General features: G+C 67.1%; 23 protein-coding genes. 6 read left to right on the forward strand and 17 right to left on the reverse strand.

The window, feature by feature from the left end:
* Positions 1-12 precede the first annotated feature (12 nt).
* Both RSE14_RS03360 and zapE read left to right on the forward strand, forming a co-directional pair.
* The gene (locus RSE14_RS03360) at positions 13-510 is read left to right on the forward strand and encodes a PaaI family thioesterase (RefSeq protein WP_324075826.1); all 498 of its coding nucleotides are present in this window, start codon (positions 13-15) and stop codon (positions 508-510) included.
* A 6-nt stretch (positions 511-516) separates the two neighbouring features.
* A complete protein-coding gene (gene zapE, locus RSE14_RS03365; protein ID WP_324075827.1) occupies positions 517-1,635 on the forward strand; it encodes a cell division protein ZapE in 1,119 nt (372 codons plus the stop codon).
* Here zapE and RSE14_RS03370 read toward each other — a convergent pair.
* The 12 genes from RSE14_RS03370 to RSE14_RS03425 all read right to left on the reverse strand — a co-directional run bounded on the left by RSE14_RS03370 (position 1,632) and on the right by RSE14_RS03425 (position 16,764).
* A complete protein-coding gene (locus RSE14_RS03370) occupies positions 1,632-3,527 on the reverse strand; it encodes an XrtA/PEP-CTERM system amidotransferase (protein WP_324075828.1) in 1,896 nt (631 codons plus the stop codon). The two genes, zapE and RSE14_RS03370, sit on opposite strands and share 4 nt — an antisense overlap.
* A gap of 13 nt (positions 3,528-3,540) precedes the next feature.
* Complete coding sequence (gene xrtA / locus RSE14_RS03375; protein ID WP_324075830.1) at positions 3,541-4,551, reverse strand: exosortase A; 1,011 nt, start codon at positions 4,549-4,551, stop codon at positions 3,541-3,543.
* The gene (locus tag RSE14_RS03380) at positions 4,541-5,764 is read right to left on the reverse strand and encodes a TIGR03087 family PEP-CTERM/XrtA system glycosyltransferase (protein WP_324075831.1); all 1,224 of its coding nucleotides are present in this window, start codon (positions 5,762-5,764) and stop codon (positions 4,541-4,543) included. Before RSE14_RS03380 ends, xrtA begins: the two co-directional genes overlap by 11 nt.
* Positions 5,764-6,825 (reverse strand): FemAB family XrtA/PEP-CTERM system-associated protein, encoded by a 1,062-nt coding sequence (locus RSE14_RS03385; protein WP_324075832.1) that lies wholly within the window; start codon positions 6,823-6,825, stop codon positions 5,764-5,766. Before RSE14_RS03385 ends, RSE14_RS03380 begins: the two co-directional genes overlap by 1 nt.
* Complete coding sequence (locus RSE14_RS03390) at positions 6,822-7,745, reverse strand: XrtA system polysaccharide deacetylase (RefSeq protein ID WP_324075833.1); 924 nt, start codon at positions 7,743-7,745, stop codon at positions 6,822-6,824. The genes RSE14_RS03385 and RSE14_RS03390 overlap by 4 nt, the downstream gene beginning before the upstream one ends.
* A gap of 1 nt (position 7,746) precedes the next feature.
* Positions 7,747-8,922 carry an XrtA/PEP-CTERM system-associated ATPase gene (locus RSE14_RS03395; RefSeq protein WP_324075834.1) on the reverse strand — a complete coding sequence of 392 codons (1,176 nt, stop codon included), beginning with the start codon at positions 8,920-8,922 and terminating at the stop codon, positions 7,747-7,749.
* An 18-nt stretch (positions 8,923-8,940) separates the two neighbouring features.
* Positions 8,941-10,617, reverse strand: coding sequence for a porin family protein (locus RSE14_RS03400; RefSeq protein WP_324075835.1), 1,677 nt, complete (start codon positions 10,615-10,617; stop codon positions 8,941-8,943).
* A gap of 5 nt (positions 10,618-10,622) precedes the next feature.
* Complete coding sequence (locus RSE14_RS03405) at positions 10,623-11,594, reverse strand: AAA family ATPase (RefSeq protein ID WP_324075836.1); 972 nt, start codon at positions 11,592-11,594, stop codon at positions 10,623-10,625.
* A gap of 16 nt (positions 11,595-11,610) precedes the next feature.
* Positions 11,611-13,131 (reverse strand): XrtA system polysaccharide chain length determinant, encoded by a 1,521-nt coding sequence (locus tag RSE14_RS03410; protein WP_324075837.1) that lies wholly within the window; start codon positions 13,129-13,131, stop codon positions 11,611-11,613.
* A gap of 16 nt (positions 13,132-13,147) precedes the next feature.
* Positions 13,148-13,789 carry an XrtA/PEP-CTERM system exopolysaccharide export protein gene (locus tag RSE14_RS03415; protein WP_324075838.1) on the reverse strand — a complete coding sequence of 214 codons (642 nt, stop codon included), beginning with the start codon at positions 13,787-13,789 and terminating at the stop codon, positions 13,148-13,150.
* A gap of 204 nt (positions 13,790-13,993) precedes the next feature.
* On the reverse strand, positions 13,994-15,220 hold the full coding sequence (locus RSE14_RS03420; protein WP_324075839.1) for a pyridoxal-dependent decarboxylase, exosortase A system-associated: 1,227 nt from the start codon (positions 15,218-15,220) through the stop codon (positions 13,994-13,996).
* Positions 15,217-16,764, reverse strand: a complete 1,548-nt coding sequence (locus RSE14_RS03425; RefSeq protein ID WP_324075840.1) for an acyl-CoA ligase (AMP-forming), exosortase A system-associated — start codon at positions 16,762-16,764, stop codon at positions 15,217-15,219. The genes RSE14_RS03420 and RSE14_RS03425 overlap by 4 nt, the downstream gene beginning before the upstream one ends.
* A 20-nt stretch (positions 16,765-16,784) precedes the next feature.
* Here RSE14_RS03425 and RSE14_RS03430 point away from each other — a divergent pair, with 20 nt between their 5' ends.
* Genes RSE14_RS03430 through RSE14_RS03445 form a run of 4 tightly spaced genes read left to right on the forward strand, consistent with a single transcriptional unit; the run spans position 16,785 to position 19,588 of the window.
* Positions 16,785-17,774: a GNAT family N-acetyltransferase gene (locus RSE14_RS03430; protein WP_324075841.1), complete on the forward strand. Its 990-nt coding sequence runs from the start codon at positions 16,785-16,787 to the stop codon at positions 17,772-17,774.
* Between the two features lie 42 nt (positions 17,775-17,816).
* Positions 17,817-18,113: an acyl carrier protein gene (locus RSE14_RS03435; protein ID WP_324075842.1), complete on the forward strand. Its 297-nt coding sequence runs from the start codon at positions 17,817-17,819 to the stop codon at positions 18,111-18,113.
* Between the two features lie 12 nt (positions 18,114-18,125).
* Complete coding sequence (locus tag RSE14_RS03440; RefSeq protein WP_324075843.1) at positions 18,126-18,800, forward strand: alpha/beta hydrolase family protein; 675 nt, start codon at positions 18,126-18,128, stop codon at positions 18,798-18,800.
* Positions 18,797-19,588 carry a hydrolase 1, exosortase A system-associated gene (locus RSE14_RS03445; protein WP_324075844.1) on the forward strand — a complete coding sequence of 264 codons (792 nt, stop codon included), beginning with the start codon at positions 18,797-18,799 and terminating at the stop codon, positions 19,586-19,588. Before RSE14_RS03440 ends, RSE14_RS03445 begins: the two co-directional genes overlap by 4 nt.
* On the opposite strand, the gene RSE14_RS03450 is transcribed toward RSE14_RS03445, so the two are convergent.
* From RSE14_RS03450 to RSE14_RS03470, 5 genes are read right to left on the reverse strand one after another with little or no spacing between them, the layout of a single operon-like run.
* Positions 19,585-20,781, reverse strand: a complete 1,197-nt coding sequence (locus tag RSE14_RS03450) for a class I SAM-dependent RNA methyltransferase (protein WP_324075845.1) — start codon at positions 20,779-20,781, stop codon at positions 19,585-19,587. The two genes, RSE14_RS03445 and RSE14_RS03450, sit on opposite strands and share 4 nt — an antisense overlap.
* Positions 20,778-22,166: an NAD(P)H-hydrate epimerase gene (locus RSE14_RS03455; RefSeq protein WP_324075846.1), complete on the reverse strand. Its 1,389-nt coding sequence runs from the start codon at positions 22,164-22,166 to the stop codon at positions 20,778-20,780. The genes RSE14_RS03450 and RSE14_RS03455 overlap by 4 nt, the downstream gene beginning before the upstream one ends.
* Entirely contained in the window at positions 22,163-22,510 is a 348-nt protein-coding gene (locus RSE14_RS03460) for a hypothetical protein (RefSeq protein ID WP_324075847.1), read from the reverse strand. Before RSE14_RS03460 ends, RSE14_RS03455 begins: the two co-directional genes overlap by 4 nt.
* Entirely contained in the window at positions 22,491-24,212 is a 1,722-nt protein-coding gene (gene ilvD / locus RSE14_RS03465; protein ID WP_324075848.1) for a dihydroxy-acid dehydratase, read from the reverse strand. Before ilvD ends, RSE14_RS03460 begins: the two co-directional genes overlap by 20 nt.
* Before the next feature lie 41 nt (positions 24,213-24,253).
* Positions 24,254-24,970, reverse strand: coding sequence for an N-formylglutamate amidohydrolase (locus RSE14_RS03470; RefSeq protein WP_324075849.1), 717 nt, complete (start codon positions 24,968-24,970; stop codon positions 24,254-24,256).
* Positions 24,971-25,067 lie beyond the last annotated feature (97 nt).

A 25,067-nucleotide genomic window follows, 5' to 3' on the forward strand; every position in this document is an offset into this window, starting at 1 on the left:
CGGCGCGGCATCATGGCTGACCACCAACCGATCAACGCGCCGTTCGAGTATCGCCCGCTCGCGCCCGAGGAGTGCGGCGGCGAGGCGGACTGGTATACCTGGAACATGGTCGACCGCACCCGGTTCAACACCGCTGTGCTGGGCGAGATGCGGGTACGCCGCGAAGGCGCGCATTGCCGCTTGCGCATGTTCCCCGAGCGCCGCCACACCAACCTTGTCGACAACATCCACGGCGCGGTCACGCTCGGGCTGATCGACATCGCCCTGTTTGCCGCGATGCACATCAACGGCAGCGGCGAGGCCGGCCCGTCGGTGACGGTGGAATTGTCGACGCAGTTCGTGGGCGGCGGTGACCCCTCGCGTCCGCTCGACGCGGTCAGCGAGATCGTGCGCGAAACCGGGCGGATGCTGTTCCTGCGGGGCTTTGCGACGCAGCCGCGCGCAGATGGCGGCGAGGACATCATCGCCTCCTATTCGGGCATCGTGCGCAAGATGCGCTCGCGCGACTGACGCGCGGTGCCCGGCCTGCTCGCCCGCTATGACGCGCTGATCGCCAGCGGCGAATTGCGAGCCGATGCGGACCAGCGCGCAGCGGCGGTGAAACTGGCCGCCCTTCAGACCGAACTCGAATCCCCGCCCGCCGCATCCGGCCTGATCGGCAAGCTCTTCGGCAGCAAGCCTGCGCCGCCGCCGCGCGGTCTCTATATCTGGGGCGGGGTCGGGCGCGGCAAGTCGATGCTGATGGACCTTTTCGTCGAGACCCTCGGGATTTCGGCGAAGCGCCGCGTGCACTTCCACGCCTTCATGCTCGAAGTCGACCGCCGCATTGCCGAGGCGCGCAAGGCCCAGTTGCGCGATCCCTTGGTCGCCGTCGCGAACGATATGGCGAGCGGCCTCAAATGCCTCGCCTTTGACGAGATGGTAGTCACCAACACCGCCGACGCGGCGATCATGGGCCGCTTCTTCACCGCGCTGATGGAAGCGGGCACGGTGATCGTCACCACCTCCAACCGCCCGCCGCGCGATCTCTACACGGACGGCCTTAACCGCTCGCTCTTCCTGCCCTTCATCGATCTGGTCGAAGCGCGGATGGACGTGCTCAGCCTCAACGGCCCGACTGATTACCGGCTCGACCGGATCGGCGGGCTTGCCCTGTGGCATTCGCCGATTGGCGATGCGGCGACCGCGCAGGTGCGCGAGGCCTTCTTCCGCCTCACCGACTTCGCCCCCGAGGATGCCGCCAACGTGCCGAGCGGCGAGCTCGACCTTGGCGGCGGGCGGACCTTGCATGTGCCCAAGAGCCTCAAGGGCGTGGGGGTGTTCAGCTTCAGGAAGCTGTGCGGCGAAAACCGCGGGGCGGCGGACTATCTCGCCATTGCGCAGGCCTTTCACACGGTGATCCTCGTCGGCATCCCGATCATGGGGCCGGAAAACCGCAACGAGGCGATCCGCTTCACCAAGCTGATCGATGCGCTTTACGAGAACCGCGTGAAGCTCTTCGTCACCGCCGCCGCCGTGCCGGAGCAACTCTACCCCGCAGGCGACGGTGCCTTTGAATTCGAGCGGACCGTGAGCCGGCTCAATGAGATGCAGTCCGACACCTACATGGCGCTGGGCCACGGCGCCGAAGGCTAGGCGCTGACCCCGAGCTGTCCCAGGGACTTTTCCAGCATCAAGAGCTGCCAGAGCGTCCGCGAGTGATCCGCGCGGCCTGCGATGTGGGCTTCGGCCAGACCCGCAATCGCCTTGGGATCAAAGAACCCGGTCTGGGCAAGGCTACCCGATGCTATCCCTCGGGCAGCCCCCGCGAGCGGTCCCTTCAACCATTCGGCAATCGGCGTGACGAAGCCCTGCTTGGGCCGATAGAGAATGTCGTGCGGCAGGTAGCGTTCGAGCGACTTCTTGAGCAGGTATTTGCCGGTGCTGCCATGCACCCGCATCCCCTCGGGCAGCCTTGCGGCAAACTCGACAAGCCGGTGATCGAGCAGCGGCTCGCGCGCTTCGAGGCTCACCGCCATGCTGGTGCGATCGACCTTGGTGAGGATGTCGCCGGGCATCCAGAAGGTGAGATCGGCATATTGCGCGCGGTCGAGGCCCGAGCGGCCCGGCGCGGCGCGCATGAGCGCGATCAGCTCGTCCTCGGCGCGGAAGCCATCGAGGCTGGCCGCGAAACCATCGGAATAGAGCGCATGGCGCGCGCCCGGCAGCGTCACCGAAAGCCCGCGGGCGTATCCTTCCTCGCCGCTTTCCGCGAGCGCCAGCAAGGTCGCCTTGGCACGCAGCGGGCGCGGCGCCCAATCGGCCTTGGGCCAGACGCGCCCCAATGAACCGAACAGCGGCCGGCGCAAAGCCGCAGGCAGGACCGCGCGGGTGCGCTCCTCGTGATGGTGGAACACCTGACGGCGGTATCCGGCAAAGGCCTCGTCCGCGCCGTCACCCGACAGCGCCACTGTCACCCGCTCGCGCGCCAGCTGGCACACCCGCCATGTCGGCAGGGCCGAGGCATCGGCAAAGGGCTCGTCGAACATCCCCGCCAGGGTGTCGATGGCGGCGAAATCATCGGTGGCGACGATCCGCTCCTTATGATCCGCCCCGAACTTGGCGGCGACCTGACGGGCGTAGGAGGTCTCGTCATAGGCGGCGACATCGAATCCGATCGAACAGGTCTGCACTGGCGAAGCGCTGGCCTCGGCCATCAGCGCGACCACACCCGAGCTGTCGACCCCGCCCGAAAGGAACGCCCCCAGAGGCACATCGGCGACCATGCGCGAGCGCACGCCTTCGCGCAGCAAGTGGACAAGCTGGGCGGAGAGATCGGCCTCGCTGCCCTTCTCGCGGGCCGTAAAGTCGATGTCCCACCAGCGCTGCGGACGGCCCGGCGCCCTGCCCTGCTCCATCAGCCAGAAGTGGCCGGCGGGCAGCTTCTCGACGCCTGCAAGGATCGCATGGCTATCGGGCACATAGCCCCAGGCCATGTAGGCCTCGATTGCCTGCGGGTTCACGCGGCGGCGCAGCAACGGATGCGCCAATAGCCCCTTCAACTCCGAGGCAAAGGCGATGCTGCCATCCGAGAGGTGCGCGAGAAACAGCGGCTTCACCCCGAAGCGGTCGCGCGCGAGGAACAGCTGACGCTTTTCGCGGTCGAACAGGGCAAAAGCGAACATCCCGTCGAGGCGCTTGAGGCAATCCGGGCCCCAACGCTGCCATGCGGCAAGGATCACCTCGGTGTCGCCATTGGTGCGGAAGGTGAAGCCCGCCTGCTCAAGCTCGCGGCGCAATTCGCGGAAATTGTAGATCTCGCCGTTGAAGACGATCACCGCGCGGCCATCGGCGGCATGCATCGGCTGGGGCGATCCGGCGACGTCGATGATCGAGAGGCGGCGGTGGCCGAGGCCGACCCCGTGATCGGTCCACACCCCTGCCCCGTCAGGCCCGCGGTGAACCAATGCGTCGCACATCCGCTCGACCCGCACAGGATCGATCGGCTTGGGCGTTTCGGCATGAAATATCCCGGCAATCCCGCACATGGTGCTGTCAGGCCTAGAGCAGGCCGGCGAGCGCGGCAATCACCGCAAGGGCGATGATCGCAAAGGCAGCGCCGAGCGGGCCAAGCGCGCCGGTCTCAGCCCGCGCAAGGGCAAGGTTCGAGGTCAGATCGGCCGCACGCCAGCCATAGGTCTCCGGCTCGCGTTCAAAGAAGCGCCACGCCGCGCCCAGCAGCCCTGCAGTAATGAGCGCGAAGAACACCCAGCCATAGATGATGTGATCAAAGCTCGTCGCGCGTGTCGCACCGATGAACTGTGCGGCATAGATCGTCGCCCATGCGCGCACGCCGTTGGCGAGAATCGGCACGATGACGCACAGCGCCAAGAACACCGCGCGCCGCCGCCAGCTGGCAAAACGGGTGAAGCATACCAGCACGCCCAGCGTGACCATCGCGATCAGGAACTTCACGCCCGAACACGCCTCGGCAACGATGAACAGGCCAGCGGGCGTATCGATGTGCAGCCCCTCGACCCGCGCCGGAACCCCGCTCAGATGGGTGAGCGTCACGGCGATTTCGGCCGTGATGGCTTGCAGCGGGGGAATGATCTCGTCACCGAAGGGCACGAGGAACGCCGCCATGGCAAGCGGCAGAGCGAGCAGCACCGACGCGCGAAGGCCCAGCACGGTGACCACCGCGCCCTGCACCATGCCGACAGCGCCAGCCTGAGCGACGAGATTGATGCCCAGCGCCCGTCCCATGCTCCACAGGCCGAGCGCGGCCAGCACCAGCACCAACCCCGGCGCGAAGCTGCGCGGCGTGACCTGCGCAAGCTCATCAGCCTTGAGCAGCACAAGCCACGCAAGGATCGGCGGCATCAGCAGCAGGTGGTTATAGGTGTCGATGTTCCACCACTGGTGCAGCATCTCGGCCCACTCGCGCGCGGCCAGCAGGATCAGCGCGGCGCTCGCGAGGCCCAGCAGGCCGAGCGCCGTGCGCCACGGCCCGGGGATGGCCTGCGCCTTCCCGTCAAGCGGGAGGGTGAGCGCGGCAGGCTCAGGCGGCATGGCGCACCCCCTGCTTGGTCACGCCAATCAGATTGGCGAGCGGGGCAAGCATTGCTTCCCAGCCATGATGATCGAGCACGAACCGTCGCGCCGCAGCGCCGACGCGCGCCTGTGACGCCGGATCGGCAATCAGCCCCGCGATACGCTGCGCCATGGCGGCGGGATCTGGCGGGCACACCAGCCAGTGCTCTTCATGGCTTGCGGCAATGCCGGTCGCCGCATCGGGGGTGAGCACAACAGGCTTGGCCATGGCCATGGCTTCGAGCACCTTGTTCTGCACCCCGCGCGCGATCAGCAGCGGGGCGAGTACGGCATCGGCTGCGGCAATGAAGGGCCGCACATCGGGCACTTCGCCCCAGACGTGGACGCCCGGTGCGCCGTGATGCGCCATCAGCCTTGCCGTCGGATTGCGGCCGACCACATGGAACCTCGCGTCCGGCAGGACTTCGCGCAGCTTCGGCAGCAGCGCCTCGATCACCCACAGCGCCGCCTGTTCGTTGGGGCGGTAATCCATCTGGCCGGTAAACACGAAATGCGGCCCCGCCTGTTCGCTCAGGGCCGGATGCGGACGGGCAGCTGCCGGATCGAAGAAGTCCGCATCAATACCGTTGCCGATCACCTGCACATTGACCCGGTCCGGCGCGGTCAGGCGGCTACGATAGAGCGCAGCCTCGGCCTCCGAGATCAGGATCGTCGCATCGGCACGCTGGCCGAGGCGCTCTTCCTCTGCCGCCAGCAGCCGCGCTTCGCGGGCGTTGAGCCACACCCGCTCGCCGCCTTGCGCATAGCTGGCGAACTTCGCGCTATCGACATCGCACAGGTCGATCACCACGTGCCCTGCAAAGTCATCCGGGACATATTGCCCCATCTGGCCCGAGAACACGACAATCGCCTCGATCTGGTGGCGGGCGATGGTATCGCGCACCCAATCCTCAAGCCTGCGGCTGTGAAAGGCGGTGAGGCTCACCGGTTTGCCTGCCAGCACCGCCTCGATTCCCGCTAGCGGCAGGGGCTTGGTGCGCGGCGCGATGCAATAGCTTGCGGCGAGTTCCGCCAGCTCCGCCTCGCCCTTGCCGCCACGCCCCTCGGCAAAGCAGCCGACATGCACCGGGCCAAGCCGGACCAGACCTTTGAGCAGATGATGCGCGCGGATCCGGTCGCCGCGATCGGGCGGGAACGGCACGCGGTGGGCGAGGAACAGGATCCCTCCCATCACGCCAATCCGCGTGCGATCCACGGCCCCAAGGTGTTGGCGAGCGGCAGCGGCAGCTTCTTCCACAAGTCGATCTTGCGACTGTAGCTCGCGTCGGTCGGATCGATATTGCGGGCAGGCTGGCCGGGCGCGGTCCATCCGCCATAGGTGAGCGGCTGCGGCGCAAAGCCCCAGTTCTTCTTGAAGGCGAAAGGCCCGCTGCCCGTCTTGGAGCGCCCGAAATCGAAACGGGTCATCCCCTGTCGGCGAGCGTGAAGCATCAATTCGTAATACATCACTTCGTTGGCGCGCGCCCCCCGGGCGGCGAATACGCCGCCGCCCCAGAAGGGCATCACCGCGCCGGCGTGATAGAAGCTGAGGACACTCGCCAGCGGACGTGTCCCGTCCCACACGGTGAGGATGTCGCTGCTGTCTGGAAAGGCCTCCAGCATGGCCTTGAACAGCGAACGCGGGAAGACCGGCGTGCCGAGATTGCGCACGCTTTCGCTGAAGCAGGCATAGTGCGCGGCGAGATCGCCTGCGGCCCGCCCGATCGTGATGCGGTGGCCAAAGCCCAGACCCTTCCGCACCTCGGCGCGGGCCTTGCGCGGGATGGCGGTGAGTTCGGCCTCGTCATCGCCCGCCAGCGGCCGCTCGAACCCGCAATGCTTGTCGTCCCATGCGTCCCAATGTTCGGGGATCGGGCCGCCGCGCAGTTCGATACCGGAAAAGCCATGACGCACTGCGTGATCTTCCGCTGCGCTCGCCAAGGCCCGCTCGGCCTCGCGCCCTTCGGCAAGGATGCCGCCGCCGACGCCGAACCCGCTCGACACCAGCGCCTTGCCGAACAGTGCCGAGCGGACTTCGGTGAGCGGGAGCCAACCCGTGACCACACCAAGCCGCTCGCTGACGAGCCCGGCTGGCCGCTGTCCAGTGCCCGCCGCCACAGCGCGAAGCCATGCCGGGCGGTGAAACAGACTGCCGCCACATTCGGCGACAAAGCCCTCGATCCGGGAGACCTCGCCCGCATCGCTCCAGTCGAGCACGCGCAACTGGTGCCCGGCGCGAAGCGGCGCGTTCATTCCGCAGGCTCCCGCACCAGACCCGGGATGACCTCGGCCCGCAGGGCTTCGCGCCGTGCGATGGCATCCATCCGGCCCCATGCAAATTCGTGGACCAAATCGCTGAGCTTGCACGCCATTTTTGCAAGACCGGTATAGTGCCGGACGCGCGAGCGCAGCGGTGCAAGGCCCACGCGCGGCTGATCGGGATCGACCTCCCAGGGGTGAAAATAGAACACTGCCGGACGGCCCTCGGCGCGGTTCACCTGCCGGATCGCCCAGCGCGAAAAGCCATAGGGTAGCACCCGGAAAAAGCCGCCGCCGCCCGCCGCCACACGCCGTCCGCCAAGGATCGCGGTGGTGACCGGGATCTCGACCAGCGGCGCGCCTGCAATCGGGCGGAAGGCAAAGCGCGGGGCCTCGCGCCAGCCATAGTGATCATGCACGATCGGCGCCACGCTGGAGGAATAGGCATAGCCTTGGCTTGCCAGCACATCGAACGCCCAGGGCGTGCGGTGATCGATCGAAAAGCTCGGCGCGCGATAGCCGCTGACCGCCTGTCCGGTGCAATCCTCGAGGATCGCGCGGGCCTTGGCGATATCCTCGGCGAATTCACGGGGTGTGAAGGTGAAGACGCGCGCGTGATCATAGCCGTGGCTGGCGACTTCGTGGCCCGCATCGGCAATCCGGCGCATCATCGCCGGGTGGCGTTTGGCGACCCAGCCAAGCGTGAAGAATGTGGCGCGCACATCGGCCTCGGCAAACAGGTCGATCACCCGCGCGACATTGTCCTCGACGCGGGTGCTGATCGCGTCCCATTCGCCGCGCGCGATCACCTTCTCGAAGGCGCCGACCTGGAACCAGTCCTCGACATCGACCGAGAGGCCGTTGACGACGCGCCGGCCGGGGCCTTCGCGCAAGGGATCAACCGGAGCGTTCATGTCAGGCGGCCTGACGCGACGGGTCTTCCTCGAGCCACTCGATCAGCATGGTCAGCACGTGGCGGAAGGATTGCTCCTGCTCTTCAAGCCGCGCTTCGATGCGTTCGAGTTCGGCGGCAAAGCGGGCCTCGGCAATCCGCACTTCCTCGGGCGAGAGCGCCTCGCCGCTGGCCGCGCGGTGCTGGCTGCCGGCAGCCTGAAGCTCGCTGATCGCTGCTTCGAGTTCGGCGGTGCGAGCATCGCGGTCGGCCAACATGGCAGCGACTTCGGCCGTAGGCAGACTGTCGCCGCTATGCGCGGGCGCAGCCACGTTCACCGGCACCGGGGCCGCGCGCAGATCGCCGCGTCCATGCGCGCCGCGGGTCTGATCGGCAGTCATTTCGGCGACCACGTCATCGAGCATCGCCAGCGTCAATTCGCCGCGTTCTTCGATCGCGCCGAGCAGCAGCAGGCGGTTCATCACCTGGTTGACGCGGCGCGGGATCCCGCCGGTCTGGCGGTAGAGCGCATCGAGCAGCCCTTCGCTCAGGCCCGGATTGCCGACCCACCCGACATGGCGCAGGCGGTGGCAGACATAGGCCTCGACCTCGCTCTCATCGAGCGCTTCGAGGTGGTGCGATGCGATGATCCGCTGGCGCAGCTGCTCCAGCCCCGGATGATGGGCCAGCGTGCGGCGGAACTCGGGCTGGCCGAGCAGCAGGCTTTGCAGCAGCGGGTGCGAGCCGAGCTGGAAGTTCGACAGCATCCGCAGCTCTTCGAGCGCGGCGAGATCAAGGTTCTGGCATTCGTCCACCACCAGCAGGCAGCGCCGTCCGGCACGGGCCTCGTCCTGCAAGAAGCGTTCGATCGCGCCCAATGCGCCGGCCTTGTCATGCCCTTCGACCGCAAGCCCGAAGGCCTGCGCCACGACATGGACCAGCTCGGCACCGTCAAGCGCGCTGGTGACAACCTGCGCGACGGTGAGCGCCGAAGGGTCGATCCGCTCCATCAGATGGGCGACCAGAGTCGATTTGCCCGCGCCCACCTCGCCGGTGATGACGATGAAGCCCTCACCCTGTCCGAGGCCATAGCCCAGATAGCTCATCGCCTTCTTGTGGCTGACGCTTTCGAAATAGAATTGCGGATCGGGCGTCAGCTGGAACGGGCGTGCCGCAAAGCCATAGAATTGTTCGTACATGAGCGTCTCGCTCCCCAATCAGAAATCGTAGCGCAGGCCGACAAGCGCGGTCGCAAAGGCAAAGTCCTCGGCGGTGAAATCGCTGTCAAAATAGTCGAAGGCGATCGCCGCACGGGCGGTGAGGCGGCGGGTCAACGACTGGTTATAGGCCGCAGAGCCGCCGACAGCGGTAACGTCGCCATTGGCATTGGCGCTGTCGAACCAGTTCACATAGGCATTGGTGGTGAGGTTGGCGTTCTGCCCGATCTGCCGGGTGAGGCCGCCGACCACGTAGTAGCTCTCGTCGGTCAGCCCATCGAGCGCGGCGAGCGCGGTGCCGGGCGCCGCGATGAAGGTGCGCCGGTCATAGCCTGCGCCCAGTGCTGCCGTGGTGCGGCCGACCTGCCGCTGCCACGAGGCACGCACGCCGCGACCGCGGAAGGCAGCCGAGCGCACCGAGCCGAGCCCGCCGATCTGCGCCTGTCCCTCGGTTCCGTTGACCAGTCCGCCGAAATCACCCGTCACCGGATTGCGGATCGCCTCGAAGTCGCTCGAAAGGCCCGCCAGCGAATTGTTGAGCAACCCGCCGAAGCCCGTCACCCCGTCATAGACGCTGAGCGCAAAGGCGCTGCGCTGGCTCGGGGCATAGGTGAAGGTGCCGTAATAGGTGGTGGAATCATAGCGATGCCCGACACGCGCCTCGAGCGAGGTGCGCGAGGAGGGGCGCCACATCACGCCCACATCCCACAGCAGCCCGTCGACATCGAAAGCGAGGATGCGCGGCGAAGCGGGATCGGTGACAAGGCGGCCATCGGCCCCCACCACCGGATCGCCATTGGCATCGCGCAGCGCGTCGCGGCTGGAAATCTCGACATTCTCGTAGCCGATCCCGCCGACCAGCGCGACCGAGGGGCTGACCGGCACGGTGATGTCGGCGCGCGCGTAAAGATCGCGCACGCGCTGGTCCAGGTTGGAAATGTCTTCCTGAAAGCCCCCGGCGGTGACCGCAAGGCCCACGGGGAGCACGGTGTCCGGACGGAAGCCCGCGCGCACCTGCCCGAGATAGGTCACGCTGTCGTCAAACACGTCGACCGGCTGGCCCGCAGCATTGGTCAGCACCGCGTCGTTCTCGAAGCGGTTATAGCCCACGCGGCCCACGCCCTGCACGTCGACATCGCCGACACGGGTGTTGAGGCTCGGCCCGGCATAGGCGCTGTAGAAACGGCTTTCGGCATCCTCGCGCACCAGCGGGTTGGCGGTGGTGCCGCCGCCGCCATCGACCCGCGTGCGCGCGGCCAGACCGCCCGCCTCGAAGCTCAGCGCATTGGGAATGATCGCCAGCGTGCCGCGTGCGACGCCGCTGATGGTGTCGGTATCGACACTGTCATTGCCATAGCCGATATTGCGCTCGTAGCGCAGCGAGACCGCCGCGCCGCTGTTGCGGCCCTGGACATTGATGTCGACCCCGACCGCAATCGTGGTGAAGGTCAGCACGTCATCGCCGGGCGACAATTCGGCCGAAAGCACCTGCCCGACTTCGATATAGGGCTGGACGACGCGGTTGGTGCGCTGGCTGCCGGCACCGCCGCCCTGCCCCTGTCCGGCACCCTGTCCTTGGGCTTGCCCTGCGCCCATCGGCTGGTTCTGCGCCCATGCCGGCGCGGCTGCGGCAAGACCCGCAAGCGCCAGCGGCATAGCAAAAATGGCTCTACGCATGGGTCTCACCCCCTCGCCCCATAGGTGCCGAAGCTGCGGCCCGAAGGGCTGTAGCGGGCGGCATTGAGGAGCAGTTTGATATCCGCGCAGGCCGAAAGCAGCTGCTGCGCATCTTCCAGCGCCGCGCGGGACGTTTCATCGGCGCGCACCACCAGCAAGGCCTGCCCGACATGCTGGGCAAGCTCGGCGGCGGCCGACGCGGCGAGCGCGGGCGGCGTGTCGAAAATCACGATCCGGTTGGGCGCGCCCTGCGTCAGCCGCTCGAGCACTTCGCCGGTGCGCGCGCTCGCCAGATATTCGGCATCGCGCGCGGTGGCCGTACCGGCGGGCAGCACGAACAGCCCTTCGATATCGGTGCTAATGACAACGCTTTCGGGCTGGATCGCGGGCTCGGCCAGCGTATCCATCAGCCCGCGGGTGGTTTCGATCCTGAGCCGGCGCGACACGCTCGGCTTGACCACGTCGGCGTCGATCAGCAGCACTTCGATATCGCGCTCGGCCGCCAGCGCAATCGCGAGGTTGGTGGCGCAATAGGTCTTGCCCTCGCCCGGATGGGGCGAGCACACGAGGATGCGGCGCGACCGGCCGCTGGCTCCGGCACGGGCATCGGCGAGCAGTTCGCGCTTGATGATGCGGAACTCCTCGAGCAGGCCGGTCACCGGATCTTCCGGCACGATCAGCCCGGCATCACGCAGATGATCGCGGTCGATGGCAGCGTGAGGCCCGCTAAAGCGCACTGCGCGCGGGGCTTCGGGTGCAGGGGCAGGTGCTGCCTGTGGCGCGGCGGCCACCGGCTGCGGGGCATACGCAGGCGCTGCGACAGGCGCAGGCGCGCGGCGCAGGCTCTCGGCGACCGGGGGCACTGCCGGTACCTTGGGCGCGCCATGGAGCGGCCCCAGCCCGAAGGTCGCATCGGCCCGTTCGAACAGCGAAGCAGGCTTGGCGCCCGCGCGATTGATCTTGCCCTGGTCGGTCATTGCGCTCTCCCCGTCCTCACGCAATCGTCCCGATCGAGACGAACTCGATGGTGACAAGGATCACGAAAATGCCCAGAAGGCCGGCACTGGCCCCGGCAAACTGCTTCATCCGCTTGGCTTCAAGCGCCCGGGCGGCATCGGAAATGGTCAGCGAGATCGAGCCGATCACCGGCAGATCGAAGGCCTTTTCCAACTGCTGCGGCGTGGCGAAGCTCGATTTGAGCTGGCTGATCGCATAGGCCGCCGCAACGCCCGCACCCAGGCCGACGATCAGCACGCCAAGCAGCAGCAGCGGGCGGTTGGGCGCGGCCGGCTTTTGCGGAACGCTGGGTGCCTGGATCACGTCGAAACGGAACTGGCTGGCCTTGTCCTCGACCTTGCCGCGCGTCTTCAGTGCCTCGCGGTCCTGCAGCAGCTTTTCGTAATTGGTCCGCAGCACGTCATAATCGCGGCTGATGCGGTTGGCTTCAGCGGCAACTGTCGGCTCGGAGGCCTGACTTGCCATCAGCGCGGCAAAGTCGCTCTGCAAGGCGGCGCGGCGGGCCTGCAGGGCATCGACGGTCGCCTGACGCTCGGTGCGGATCGCCAGCAGCGAGGCATAGGCCGGATTGGGGGTTGCACCCGCATCCTCGCCATAGGCGGCAGCCTGACGGGTGAGAAGCGTGACCTGCTTGGTCATGGCGACCACATCGGGGTGGCTATCGGTGAGCCCGCGCGAGCGCAGCTCGGCGAGCTGGGTCTGGGCCTGCATCAGTGCCGCGCGCGGCCCGGTCGCCTGCGGTCCGCCGATGATGCTGCGCGGCGTGCTCGAAAGCTGGCCAGAGATCGCGGCCAGCGCGCTCTGCGCCGCAGCGAGATCGGCATCGACGGCGCGCAGATCGGCGCGCGAGGCCTGCACCTTGCTCGACAGGCTGTCCGTGCCGCCGACCAGATCGGGAAACTGCGCCTCGAAGGCAAGGCGGCGCTGTTCGGCCGCTTCAAGCTCGCGCTTGCGCTCTTCGAGCTGGCGGTCGAGATCGCCGATCGCGGAGGAAATCCCGGCGCGGTTGCCGACCACGTGCTCTTCGCGCAGGATGTCGAGCAGCTTCTGCACCACATCGCGCGCCAGCACGGCGTTTTCGGCATCGCTCAGATCGCCGCGACCGATTTCGGCGGTGATCTCGAACAGGTTGTCCTGCTCGCTCGTCACCTTCACCTTCTTTTCGAGCTCGCCGGTCATCGCGTCGATTGCGCCGCGCTCGGTCACGCCTTCGCCAAGGCGGGTGGCGGTGATTACCTTTTCGAGGTTCTTGGCGCTCGACAGGGTCTGGCGCACGCGCATGATTTCTTCCTTGCCGTCACCGGCAATGCCGAGCTGCTTGGACAGCACGTCCTCCACGTCGACATAGACGCGGGCCTTGGATTCGTAGGTGTTGGGGATCATCGCGATCACCACCCAGCCCAGAAGGCACACGCCCCAGGCCACCGCCAGCGCAATCCAGCGGCGGTGCCATACCGACCACATGGCGGCGCGCAGATCCTCGATAAGATCGTTCATTTCGGCGCGCGCTCCGTTAGAACCGGCTTTCCGGGATGATGATCGTATCCCCCGGCATCAGCATGACGTTGGCGCTGGCATCGCCCTTGCGCACCAGATCGGACAGGCGCAGGCGATATTCGAGCTGCTTGGCGGTCTCGCGGTCCTGACGGATCAGCTTGGCGCGGTTCCCGGCGGCAAATTCGTTGAGCCCGCCAACCGCGATCATCGCATCGAGCACGGTCATGTTGGCGCGGAACGGCAGCGAGGCAGGCTGCGGCGTCGCACCGATGATGCGCACCTGCTGGGTGAAGTTGCCTTCGGGCGTGTTGACGATCACCGAGACAATCGGCTGCTCGATATATTTCGACAGCTCGCCGGCGATGTATTCCTGCAACTGGGTGGAGGTCTTGCCGACGGCGGGAATGTCCTGGACCAGCGGGATCGTCAGACGGCCATCGGGGCGCACGCGCACCTTGTCGGCCGAGAGTTCGGGGTTGCGCCACACATGGATGGTGATCTCGTCGAGCGGCCCGATGGTGTATTCCTCGGACGGCGCAATCGGAGCGTTGGCGTAGCTGGCTGAGGGCAATTCGGTGCCGGCGCCCCCGCAGCCCGCAAGCGCGAGCGGCGCCAGCAGAAGGGTGGCGAGACGGACGGGGAACAGCGATTGCAGCATTGACGAGGATCCTTGGCCATTTTTCCGCCCGACCCCGACACAGGCGGCTTGCAGGAGCGACCTGCAACCTGTGCGAGACGGGCGATGCCTGTCTTCTCGCCGGAAATGGTGAACATATTGTTAGTTATACAGCGCCAAATCGGGGCCTATCCCGCTTCGGGAAAGGCACCTTGCGGGGGTTAACATGGCCCCCGCGCGACGGCCTCAGACGAGCATTTCGGCGGCTGCACCATGCCCGAGAAATGCGGTCGGGCTGGCGCTCGCGCCATAGGCTCCGGCGCAGAACACCGCGACCAGATCGCCCACCTCGGCATGGGGCATGGCGGCATTGTCGGCCAGCCTGTCGAGCGGGGTGCATAGGCAGCCGACGATATTGACTTCCTCTGTCGCCTCGGCCCCGTAACGCGTTGCAATTGCTGAAGGATAATTGCGCCGCACAACCGTGCCGAAATTGCCCGAGGCCGCCAGCTGGTGGTGCAACCCTCCGTCCGTCACAAGATAGACCACGCCGTGGCTCTCCTTGCGGTCGATCACCCGGCACAGGTAAACCCCCGCCTCGCCCACGAGGTAGCGTCCCAGTTCGATACAGAGCGCGGATTGCGCCAGGGCATCGGGCAAATGCGCCACCCGGTCTGCCAACGCCGTGCCCACGCGGACAAGATCGAGCGGCTCGTCCCCCGGAAAATAGGGAATCCCGAAGCCCCCGCCCATGTTGAGCTTGGGACAGCCGTGGCCGATTGCTTCGGTCAACTGGGCGGCGAGATCGATGACATTGCCCTGCGCCTCAATGATCGCATCAGCGCTCAGTGCCTGACTGCCGGTGAAGATGTGGAGGCCCCGCCACTCGGCCCCGCCCGCAATCAGCGACCGGGCAAGATCGGGCACCTTGTCGGCATCGACACCGAAAGGCTTGGCGCCACCGCCCATCTTCATGCCCGAACCCTTGAGCTCGAAACTGGGGTTTACGCGGATCGCGATGCGCGGCGCCTTGCCGATCCGATCGCCGATCGCCAGCGCGCGCCGCCCCTCGCCCTCGCTCTCGCAATTGAGCGTGACCCCGGCGGCAATCGCGGCTTCGAGCTCGTCATCGCGCTTGCCCGGGCCGGCGAAGCTGATCCGCGCAGGATCAATGCCGACCGCCTGACACAGCGCCAATTCGCCCGAGGAGGCGATGTCGAACCCGTCCACCAGCGGCGCCATGTGGGCGATCACGGCAGGCAGCGGGTTGGCCTTGACCGCGTAGTTGATCCCCACCCGCGCAGGCAGGGCTGCGCGCAGCTGGGCGATGCGGGCATCGAGTTGGCTGCGCGAATAAACGAACAGCGGCGTGCGCCCTGCTTCGGCGACGAGTTCGCTCGCGCGCTTGCCACCAATGGCAAGCTCGCCGCCGATGGTTTCATAGCCGGAAGGGATCGGGCCGACGGGTTTCATGATGCAAATTCCTGATTGAGTTCGGCCTGCAAGGCGGTGCGATCGATCTTGCCATTGGGATTGATCGGCATCGCCTCGCGCCAGTGGATGTGGCGTGGCTGCATGAAATTGGGAAGATCGCGCTGGAGCCGCTTGGGCAGTTCCTCGGCGGCGTCGGCAGCATGGCCCGCACCGCGAACCACCAGATGGACCGCCTGCCCCAGACGCGCATCGGCAACGCCCAGCGCCACGGCTTCGGCCACCAGCCCGGTGGCAAGCGCTGCCTCCTCGATCTCCTGCGGGGAGATGCGGTTGCCCGCAGACTTGATCATCGCGTCGTGCCGTCCGGCGAAATAGAGCAAGCCATCCGCATCGCGCCGCACCCGGTCGCCCGACCACACTGCGGTGCCGCCATAGGCCGAGGCAGCGGGCGCAGGCTTGAAGCGCTCGGCGGTGCGCTCCGGGTCTTGCCAATAGCCCTGCGCCACCAGCGGCCCGCAATGGACGAGTTCGCCTTCCGCATTATCGGCGGTGACGTCACCTGCTTCATCAATAACGAGAATCTCTGCGAAAGGTATTGCCTTACCCATTGAAGTCGGGTGCGAATCTGTAACTGCCGGATCGAGATAGGTCGAGCGGAATGCCTCCGTCAGCCCGTACATCGGGAACAGCCGCGCCTCTGGGAACATCCCCCGCAAGCTGCGCACCAAATCCACGGTCAGCGCTCCGCCGCTATTGGTCAGTCGCCGCAAGGGCGCGCGCGCGTCTTCGGGCCAGTCGATCTCGGTCAGTTGCACCCACAGGGGCGGTACCGCCGCCAGCGTCGTGACGCCATGCTTCGCGCAGGCCTTGGCCACGTCCTTGGGAAAGAGGAAATCGAGCGGCACCACGCAGCCACCGGCAAACCACGTGCTCAAAAGCTGGTTCTGCCCGTAATCGAAGGACAGCGGCAGGACTGCCAGCGTGACGTCATCCTCCGCCAGAGCGAGATAATGCGCCACGCTCACCGCGCCGAGCCACATATTGGCATGACTCAGCATCACCCCCTTGGGCCTGCCGGTGGAGCCAGAGGTGTATAGGATTGCCGCCAATGCGTCCGGGTCGGCCTGCGACGGGCCGAGCGCGCCATAGGCTTCCGCCAGCTTCAGCGCCTCGCCTTCCTCCAGCGCGCTGCAATCCCCGGTCAGATCGCCCTGCTCCAGCGAGGCAAGCCGCGAGCCCGTGCCGATCAGCAATTTCGCCCCACTGTCGGCGAGGATATGGGCCACCTGTGCGCGCTTCAGAAGCGGGTTGATCGGCACATGCACCAGCCCTGCCCGCACCGCCGCCAGCGGCAGCAGACAGGTAAGCTCGCCTTTGGCCGCCCAGCTTGCCACCCGCGCACCGGGCTCGGGCAGCCTATCGGTCAGCCACATCGCCAGCTGGCCGACACGCTGTCTTAACTGATTGTGGTTAAGCGTCACCTCGCGCAACACCAGCGCCGGGCGCTCCCCACGCCCCGCAGCCCCTGCCAATTCGGCAAGGTGGTCTAGCGGACGCGGGAGAGGATCGGGCAGTTGCGGCATGATTTGGAGCATTCTCAGTAGTGATCGAAGCGCGGTATCACGATAGCGTTAACGTCTTGCAAGCGCTCACTGCGCCTGAAGCCTGTGCGCCCTTTGACCGGGCGGAGTGGTATGCCCTGCTGGCCGATACCGGCCTCACCCCGCTGATCGCGATTGCCAGCGATGCCGAGAACGCCGCAGCGCTGGCGCTCATCGCTGATGGCGGGCACATCACGCCCTTGCGCAACTGGTATTCCTTCACATGGCGACAGCTTGCGCCGGAAAGCGCGGCGGGGGACCGGCTGCTCGAAGCCATTGCCCGCCAGTTGAAGACCCGCGGCCACCGCGTCACGCTCGAACCCGTGCCCGGCGAGGACGGGTCTGCCGATCGGCTCGCCCGCGCGTTCCGGGCTGCGGGCTGGCAGGTGAGGCAGGAGCCGTGCGACACCAACCACATCCTCGATGTCGCTGGGCGCAGCTTTGCCGAGTATTGGGAGACCCGCCCCGGCCCCTTGCGCACCACGCTGAAGCGCAAGGCAAAGAAGGTCGAGACGCAGGTGTTCACCCGCTTCGATTACGAAGCCTGGGACGCCTACGAGACGATCTACGCCGCCAGCTGGAAACCAGCCGAGGATCAGCCCGCGATGCTCCGCGCTTTTGCGCAGGCCGAAGGCGAGGCAGGCCGCCTGCGGCTCGGCATTGCGCGGGCCGAGGGGCTGGCGGTTGCCGCGCAGTGCTGGACGGTGGAGAACGGCGTCGCCTACATCCACAAGCTCGCCCATCTCGAAAGCCACAAGCCGCTCTCGGCCGGGACCACGCTGAGCGCCGCGCTGTTCCAGCACGTGATCGATACCGACAAGGTCAATCTCGTCGATTTCGGCACGGGCGATCAGGGCTACAAGGCCGACTGGATGGAGGCCGTGCGCCCGCGTTTCCGGATCGATTGCCTTGATCCAGCACAGCCCAAAGCGTGGGCCCCGCTGACCAAGCGGATGTTGCGCGCGCTTGCACGCGGCCCCGCGCATGGCTAAGCCCCGCCGCCACGGCCGAACACAGGGATTTTGGGCGAACCCATGAACGCACTTCCGACCATTCCGGACGCAGGCAACACCGCCGCGCTTGATCAGGAACTCAAGGGCTTGATTGCCGATGTGCTCGGGCTTGATCCGGCACGGGCAGCCGCCTTCGGCCCTGAATCGGGCCTGTTCGGCCACCTTCCCGAACTGGATTCGATGGCAGTGGCGGGCCTCTTGACCGAAATGGAAGACCGGCTCGGCATCGTGATCGAAGACGATGACGTCGATGGCGAGATGCTGGAAACCTATGGCGGGCTGCTGGCCTTTGCCGCGGCCAAGCTCGCCGCCCGCTAGACTCGCCCCCGCGTGATCTCCACCTGGACCATCTCCGGCGCCGACGGCGCGACCGGCGAGGAACTGCTGGTGGCCTTCGACAAGGCGCGGAGCATGCGCGTGCTCATCTGCCCCGCATGGTTCGACGAGGCCAACAAGCTGAGGCGATTCACCATCGAGGTGATGCGGCGGCTCGACAAGGTCGGGATCGACAGCTTCCTGCCCGATCTGCCCGGCTGCAATGACAGCCTCGCGCCGCTCGCCCCCCAGACGCTGGCCAGCTGGAAGGCCGGAATGGCCAGCGCTGCATATCAGTTCCAAGCCACCCATGTGCTGACCATCCGTGCCGGTGCGCTGCTTGCCCCCGATCACCTGCCCGGCTGGCTCTATGCCCCGCAATCCGGCAACAAGACCCTGCGCGGCATGATCCGCGCCCGCACCATCGCCGCGCGCGAGGCAGGGCGCGAGGAAAAGGCCGAGGCGCTGCTGGCGCTGGGTCGCTCCGAAGGACTGGTGCTGGGCGGCTGGTCGCTTGGACCGTCGATGATCCGCTATCTCGTCGATGTCGAGCCGCGCCTCGCCGACGGCCAGAGCGAGATCGCACAGAGCGCGCTCGGTGGCCCCGGTCTGTGGCTGCGCGCCGAGCCGGACGAGGACCCGCGCCAGAGCGAAGCGCTCGCAGCGATCATCGCCGGAGACGCTGCATGAGCCGCCTGCCCCTCTCCTTCGGCTGCGGCACCCTGCGCCTTGCCGCCACGCTCGACACCGCTCCGGGCACGTGCGGCCTGCTGATCGTTAGCGGCGGCAACGAGATCCGCTCGGGCGCATTCGGCGGGCAGGCCGAGCTGGCCGCGCGCATCGCCCGCGCCGGCTTTCCGGTGTTCCGCTTCGATCGCCGCGGGATCGGCGACAGCGAGGGCGAGAACCGGGGGTTCCGCCGCTCGGCCAAGGATATCGCCGCCGCGATCGAGGCTTTCCGCGCCATGGCCCCGCAGATCGAACGTGTGGTGGCTTTCGGCAATTGCGATGCGGCCTCGGCGCTGATGCTGGCAGGCGGTACGGGCTGCGACGGGCTGGTGCTCTCCAACCCCTGGACGATCGAGCAGGACGAGAGTGCAGCCGAGCCTGACGCAACCCCGCCCCCGGCAGCGATCCGCGCGCGCTATGCCGAAAAGCTCAAGAATCCGCGCGAGATTGCCCGGCTGCTCGGCGGCGGGGTTGATCTCGGAAAACTCGCGCGTGGTCTGGTGCAATCGCTGCGCCCTGCCCCGCCGCCTTCAAGCCTTGCGCAGGAAATGCGCGAGGGGCTGGCGGGCTTCGGCGGCGATGTGCGCATCCTGATCGCCACTGCAGACCGCACCGCGCAGGTGTTCGAAGCCGCATGGGACAAGCACGATCCGCGCATCCGCCGCTGCGAAGGCGCAGGCCACGCCTATGTCGGGCCGGAACACCGGGACTGGCTGAAAGCCGAGTTACTCTCGGCCTTGCGAGCCTAACGCTCGAACAGACTCACAAGCTCTACGTGCGTAGACCAGCGGAACTGGCCGACGGCACGCAGCTTCGTCAGGCGGAAGCCCGCTTCGGTCAGCACCGCGGCATCGCGCGCCCAGCTTGACGGGTTGCAGCTGACATAAACCACCCGCGCAAGCGTGCTTGCGGCAATCTCGGCCACTTGCGCTCTGGCGCCTGCTCGCGGGGGATCGAGCAGCACGGCGTCGAAGCGGTTCAACTCGGCCGGTTGCAGAGGGCTGCGGAACAGATCGCGGTGCAGCGCCAGCACCTGTCCGCCCGCGCGTGCGCCTGCGGCTTTGCAGGCGAGGTGCGCGGCTTGTTCAGCCTCGACCGCGAGCACCTTTCTGCCTTCGCGCAAGCCAAAGGCAAAGGTGCCCAGCCCCGCAAACAGATCGGCCACGATACGCGCATCACCCAGCCACGCAGAGCTGTCTGCCAGCATCCGCGCTTCGGCATCGGCGGTCGCCTGCAGGAAAGCGCCGGGCGGCAGGCCCACCGCCACACCCGAGAGCGTCACGGTCACCGGCTCGGGCTCCCACAGCGTCTCGGGGCCATAGCCCTGATCGATTGTGAGCCGCGCCAGCCCCTGCTCGCGCGCGAAATCGAGCGCCGCCTCGGTTGGCCCGAGGCCATCGAGCGGAAAGTGCAGGAGATTGGCCTCGACGCCCTGATCCGCCAGCGTCAGATCTATCCCCACCATCCCCTTGGGGCCATGGGCCGCCACAAAGGCGCGCAAGGGGGCAATCAGGGCGGCGAGCGCGGGGTGCAGCACCGGACATTCGGACAGGTCGACAATCCGGTGCGATCCGCCCTCGCGATAGCCGAGCACTGCGCCTTTGGCGGTGCGCAGGCCATGCAGTCCTGCGCGGCGGCGCGTGTGCGGCGGCGAGAGGTGGACAGGCAGAACCTCGTCCGGCTCCAGCCCCTGTCCCTTGGCAGCGTTGACCACGCGCTCATGCACGAACTCCGCGAGCACCGCGTCATCGGCGTGCTGCAACTGGCACCCGCCACACGTGGCGAAATGGCGGCACAGCGGCGCGATATGGTGCGCGCCCGGCGTGATGACGCCATCGGCATCGAGCTTGTCGCCCGGCACAGCGCCCGCGACATGGCGACCGGACGGCGTGACCCCGTCGCCCTTGGCGGCGAGACGGATGATGGGTTCGGAAATGCTCACAGGCAGGCCGCTAGCGCCTCGGATACCCTCTCGGCAAGCAGCGAAGGCGTGAAAGCCGGGCCTGCGCGCCGCGCCGCCTCGCCATGCAGCCACAGCGCCTCTGTACCAGCGGTAAAAGGATTGCATCCGGCCGCCATCCGGCTCGCGGCAATTCCGGCGAGAACATCGCCCGACCCCGCCACAGACAGCCAGCTGGGCGCAGGCAGGCCCAGAGCAAGACGGCCATCGGGCGCAGCGACCAGAGAATCCGGTCCCTTGGCGAGCACGACCATCCCGCTGATCCGCGCGAGGGCCAGCGCGCGGTCCCTCCGCCCTTCCGCAATGACGCCAAAGCTGCGGCACAGGGTTTCGAGCTCGCCATCATGCGGGGTCGCGAGGATCGGCACTTTGCGGGCAAGCATGTCCGGCGTCAGAAGCATCAGGGCGTCGGCGTCCACCACCAACGCGCTTGCCTGCGCCAGCGCCGCGCCGAGCCGCGCGCGGGCCGCCTCGTCCCGCCCCAGTCCCGGCCCCACCAGCACCGCCGTCATGCGCGGATCGGCCAGCGCTTGCCCGAGCGGGGCCGTGTCGCTCACCACATCAGCAGGCGTTCGCGGATCGGTCTGCGGCGAAAGGAGCTTCACATAGCCCGCGCCCGCGTGCTGCGCGGCGGCAGCGGCAAGCAGGCTCGCCCCCGGCATGGCTCCAGCGACAATCCCGATGAGCCCGCGCCGGTATTTGTGGCTATCCGTCGCTGGCGCAGCAATGCGCGGACGGTCGGCCAGCTGCGCCGCGCCCTCAACCGGCGCAATGCCGATCGGCACAAGCCGCATCTGCCCCATCAGCGACCGCCCCGGCAGGCTCCAATGCGCGAATTTCCATGCCCCCAGCGCCAGCGTCAGATCAAAGGCGGGGAGGCGCTCGTTCAGCACCACGCCGCTATCGCTGGCAATGCCGGACGGCACATCGACCGCGACCTTGTAGCGGTGCCGCGCCGCCAGATCGCGCAGGAGCAGCGCGTGTTCGGCCACCAGCGGCCGCGCGAGGCCCGAGCCGAACAGGCAATCGACAAACACATCGCCTGCCGCGCTGGCCGCCGTGGCGACCGGCCCGTTCCAGCGCCGCTTGGCCTCCTTCGCCGCATCGGTTGCAGGATCGAGCGGTGCGATGACCGTGACCGCATTGCCCGCCTCACGCAAGGCACGGGCGATGACATAGCCGTCCCCGCCATTATTGCCCGGACCGCACAGCACGGTGACAGAGCGGCCCGCAGCAACCCGGCGGATCCATTCGGCAGCACCGCCAGCGGCCACTTCCATGAGGTCGGAAACGCTCGCCCCCGCATCGAACAGAGCCTGTTCGGCAGCGCGCATCTGCGCTGCGGTGAGGACTTGGGCGGCGCTCATGGCCCGGGCGTCGGCGCAGGCCCGCGCGGCAGACGGTAGCGATCCGCGCCGACTGCAAATTGCATCACGCCCTCGCCCGCTTCGGGCACCACCGGGTCCGCCCCGTCGATGGCGGCAATCGTGCCGCTCGCCGGATCGAAGCTCAGCCGCCGGAAGCCACCATCGGGATGGTGGAGGATGATCGTCTGCGTCCCGCTCACCCGTTCCAGCGTGCAGACGGCAGAGAAATCCGCGCCTGCGCCAATCGCGCATTCGATTTCGTCCCCCGGCGGCGGCGGGCTTTCGCTGGTGCACGCCGCCAGCAGGCCGAGCAGGGCCAGAGGGCTAGATGTCCGCAAACACATGGGTCTCCGCCTTGGCGCCGGGATGGGTGAGCGCCCCGTAGCGCGCCTTGCCGACCACCTGCTGGTAGCGCCACAGGGCGCCCGACTGGTAATCATTGGTGCGCGGCTGCCACTTGGCGCGGCGTGTCGCCAGCACGTCCTCGGCCACTTCGAGGTCGATCGTGCCCGCCACCGCGTCGATGCTGATGATATCGCCATCCTCGACCAGCGCAATCGGGCCGCAATCGGCCGCCTCGGGGCCGACATGGCCGATGCAGAAACCGCGGGTCGCGCCCGAGAAGCGCCCGTCGGTGATCAGCGCGACTTTCTCGCCCATGCCCTGCCCGTAGAGCGCGGCGGTGGTCGAGAGCATCTCGCGCATGCCCGGGCCGCCCTTGGGCCCTTCGTAGCGGATGACGATGACGCAGCCATCGACAATGTCGCGCTGTTCCACGGCGGCGAAGGCATCCTCTTCGCAATCGAACACCCGCGCGGGGCCGGTGAATTGCAGCCGCGCCATGCCGGCGACCTTCACGATGGCACCATCAGGGGCAAGCGAGCCCTTGAGGCCGACGACACCGCCAGTCGGCGTGATCGGGGTCTTCACATCGTAGAACACCTTCTGATCGGGGTTCCAGGTGATCTCTTCGAGGTTCTCGCCAATGGTCTTGCCGGTGACGGTGATCGGGTTGGGGTCGATGAAACCGCCGTCGAGCAGCGTCTTCATCGCCATGTAGACCCCGCCCGCCTCGTGCATATCCTTGGCGACATACTTCCCGCCAGGCTTCAAGTCCGCGATGTAAGGCGTGGATTTGAAGACTTCGGCAACGTCGAACAGATCAAAGTCGATGCCGCATTCGCTAGCCATGGCAGGCAAGTGGAGCGCAGCATTGGTCGAGCCGCCGGTGGCAGCGACCACGCGCGCGGCGTTCATGAAAGCCTCGCGGGTGCAGATATCGCGCGGGCGCAGATTGCGGGCGACGAGCTCCATGACCTGCTTGCCGGCCGCCACCGCAATATCATCGCGCGATCTGTAAGGAGCAGGCGCCATATTGCTGTTCGGCAAGGACAAACCGATAGCCTCGCCGACGCAGGCCATGGTGTTGGCGGTGAACTGGCCGCCGCACGCCCCGTGACCGGGACAGGCGACCTTTTCGAGTGCGATCAGCTCGGTCAGCGCACAATTGCCGGCGGCGAATTGCCCGACGGCCTCGAACACATCGACCACCGTGACGTCAGCCCCGCGGTGGGTGCCGGGCAGGATCGAGCCGCCATAGACGAAGATCGAGGGCACATTGAGGCGCAGCATCGCCATCATCATGCCCGGCAGGCTCTTGTCGCAGCCTGCAAAGCCGACCAGCGCGTCATAGCAGTGCCCGCGCACCGAAATCTCGACCGAATCCGCAATCACCTCGCGGCTGATGAGCGAGGACTTCATCCCCTGATGGCCCATCGCGATGCCATCGGTGACAGTGATGGTGTTGAACCGGCGCGGGGTGCCGCCACCTGCGATCACGCCTTCGCGGCAGATATCGGCCTGTGCGTTGAGGGTGGTGTTGCACGGCGCCGAATCATTGCCTGCGCTGACCACGCCCACGAACGGCCGCGCGATCTCTTCCTCGGTCATGCCCATCGCGTAGTAATAGGAGCGGTGCGGAGCGCGCTCCGGGCCGACCGAGACGTGGCGGCTGGGGAGCTTGGACTTGTCGAAACGCTGAGACATAAGATTTCCTGTGGAACGCGATTTGCGAAACGTCCCTGCCTTCAGCGAAGCGCCGACGCAACCCTTTGCGCAATATCTGCCAAAATGTGCGCCCAGCGGGCTTGGGTCTCGGTGGTCTGCACGAGGTCCTGCCTGAGCTCTATGCCGAGATAGGCGCGTCCCTCGGCCTCGGCATGACGGTTCATCGTGTAATTGAGATCGCGGCCTGAATAGGGGAGATTGTCGCCCACATTCAGCCCCTCGGCCTCGAGCAGCGGAATGGCGATGCGCGCGGCGCGATCATCCTGATTGTAGAGCACCCCCACCTCCCAAGGCCGCGCAGCATCCGAGGTTTCGAGGCGCGGGGTGAAGCTATGGAACGAGAGGATCAGCGAGGGCTCCGCTTGTGCGAGCCAATCGGCCAGAGCGGTGTGGTAGGGGCGGTGGAACCGGTCCAGCCGCCCTTCCCTGTCCACGCCGACATTGCCTGGGATCCGATGCCCATCGCTCGTTTCGGGGACGAGGCCAGGGGCGGCCTCCTCGCGGTTCAGATCGCAGACGAGACGGCTCACGGCGGCAATATGGGCGGGGATTGCGTGTTCGTGGGCGAGGATTTCGGCAATCGCCTCGGTGCCGATATCGACCGCAATGTGCTCGTGCAGAAGGTGCGCGGGGATGCCGAGGGTTATGTCGGCGGGGACGGCGTTGGAGGCGTGGTCGGCGACCAGCACGATCCCGCCGGGGGATGGCGTGCCGCGTTGGCGGAAGGCTTCGGTCACTTTCCCAACTCCGCTCGCCCTGAGCTTGTCGAAGGGCTGCACTTCACTTCGGACACGGTGAAAAAGAAGTGCGGTGCTTCGACAAGCTCAGCACGAA

It is taken from the genome of Erythrobacter sp. (genome assembly GCF_035194505.1).
Taxonomy (GTDB): Bacteria; Pseudomonadota; Alphaproteobacteria; order Sphingomonadales; family Sphingomonadaceae; genus Erythrobacter.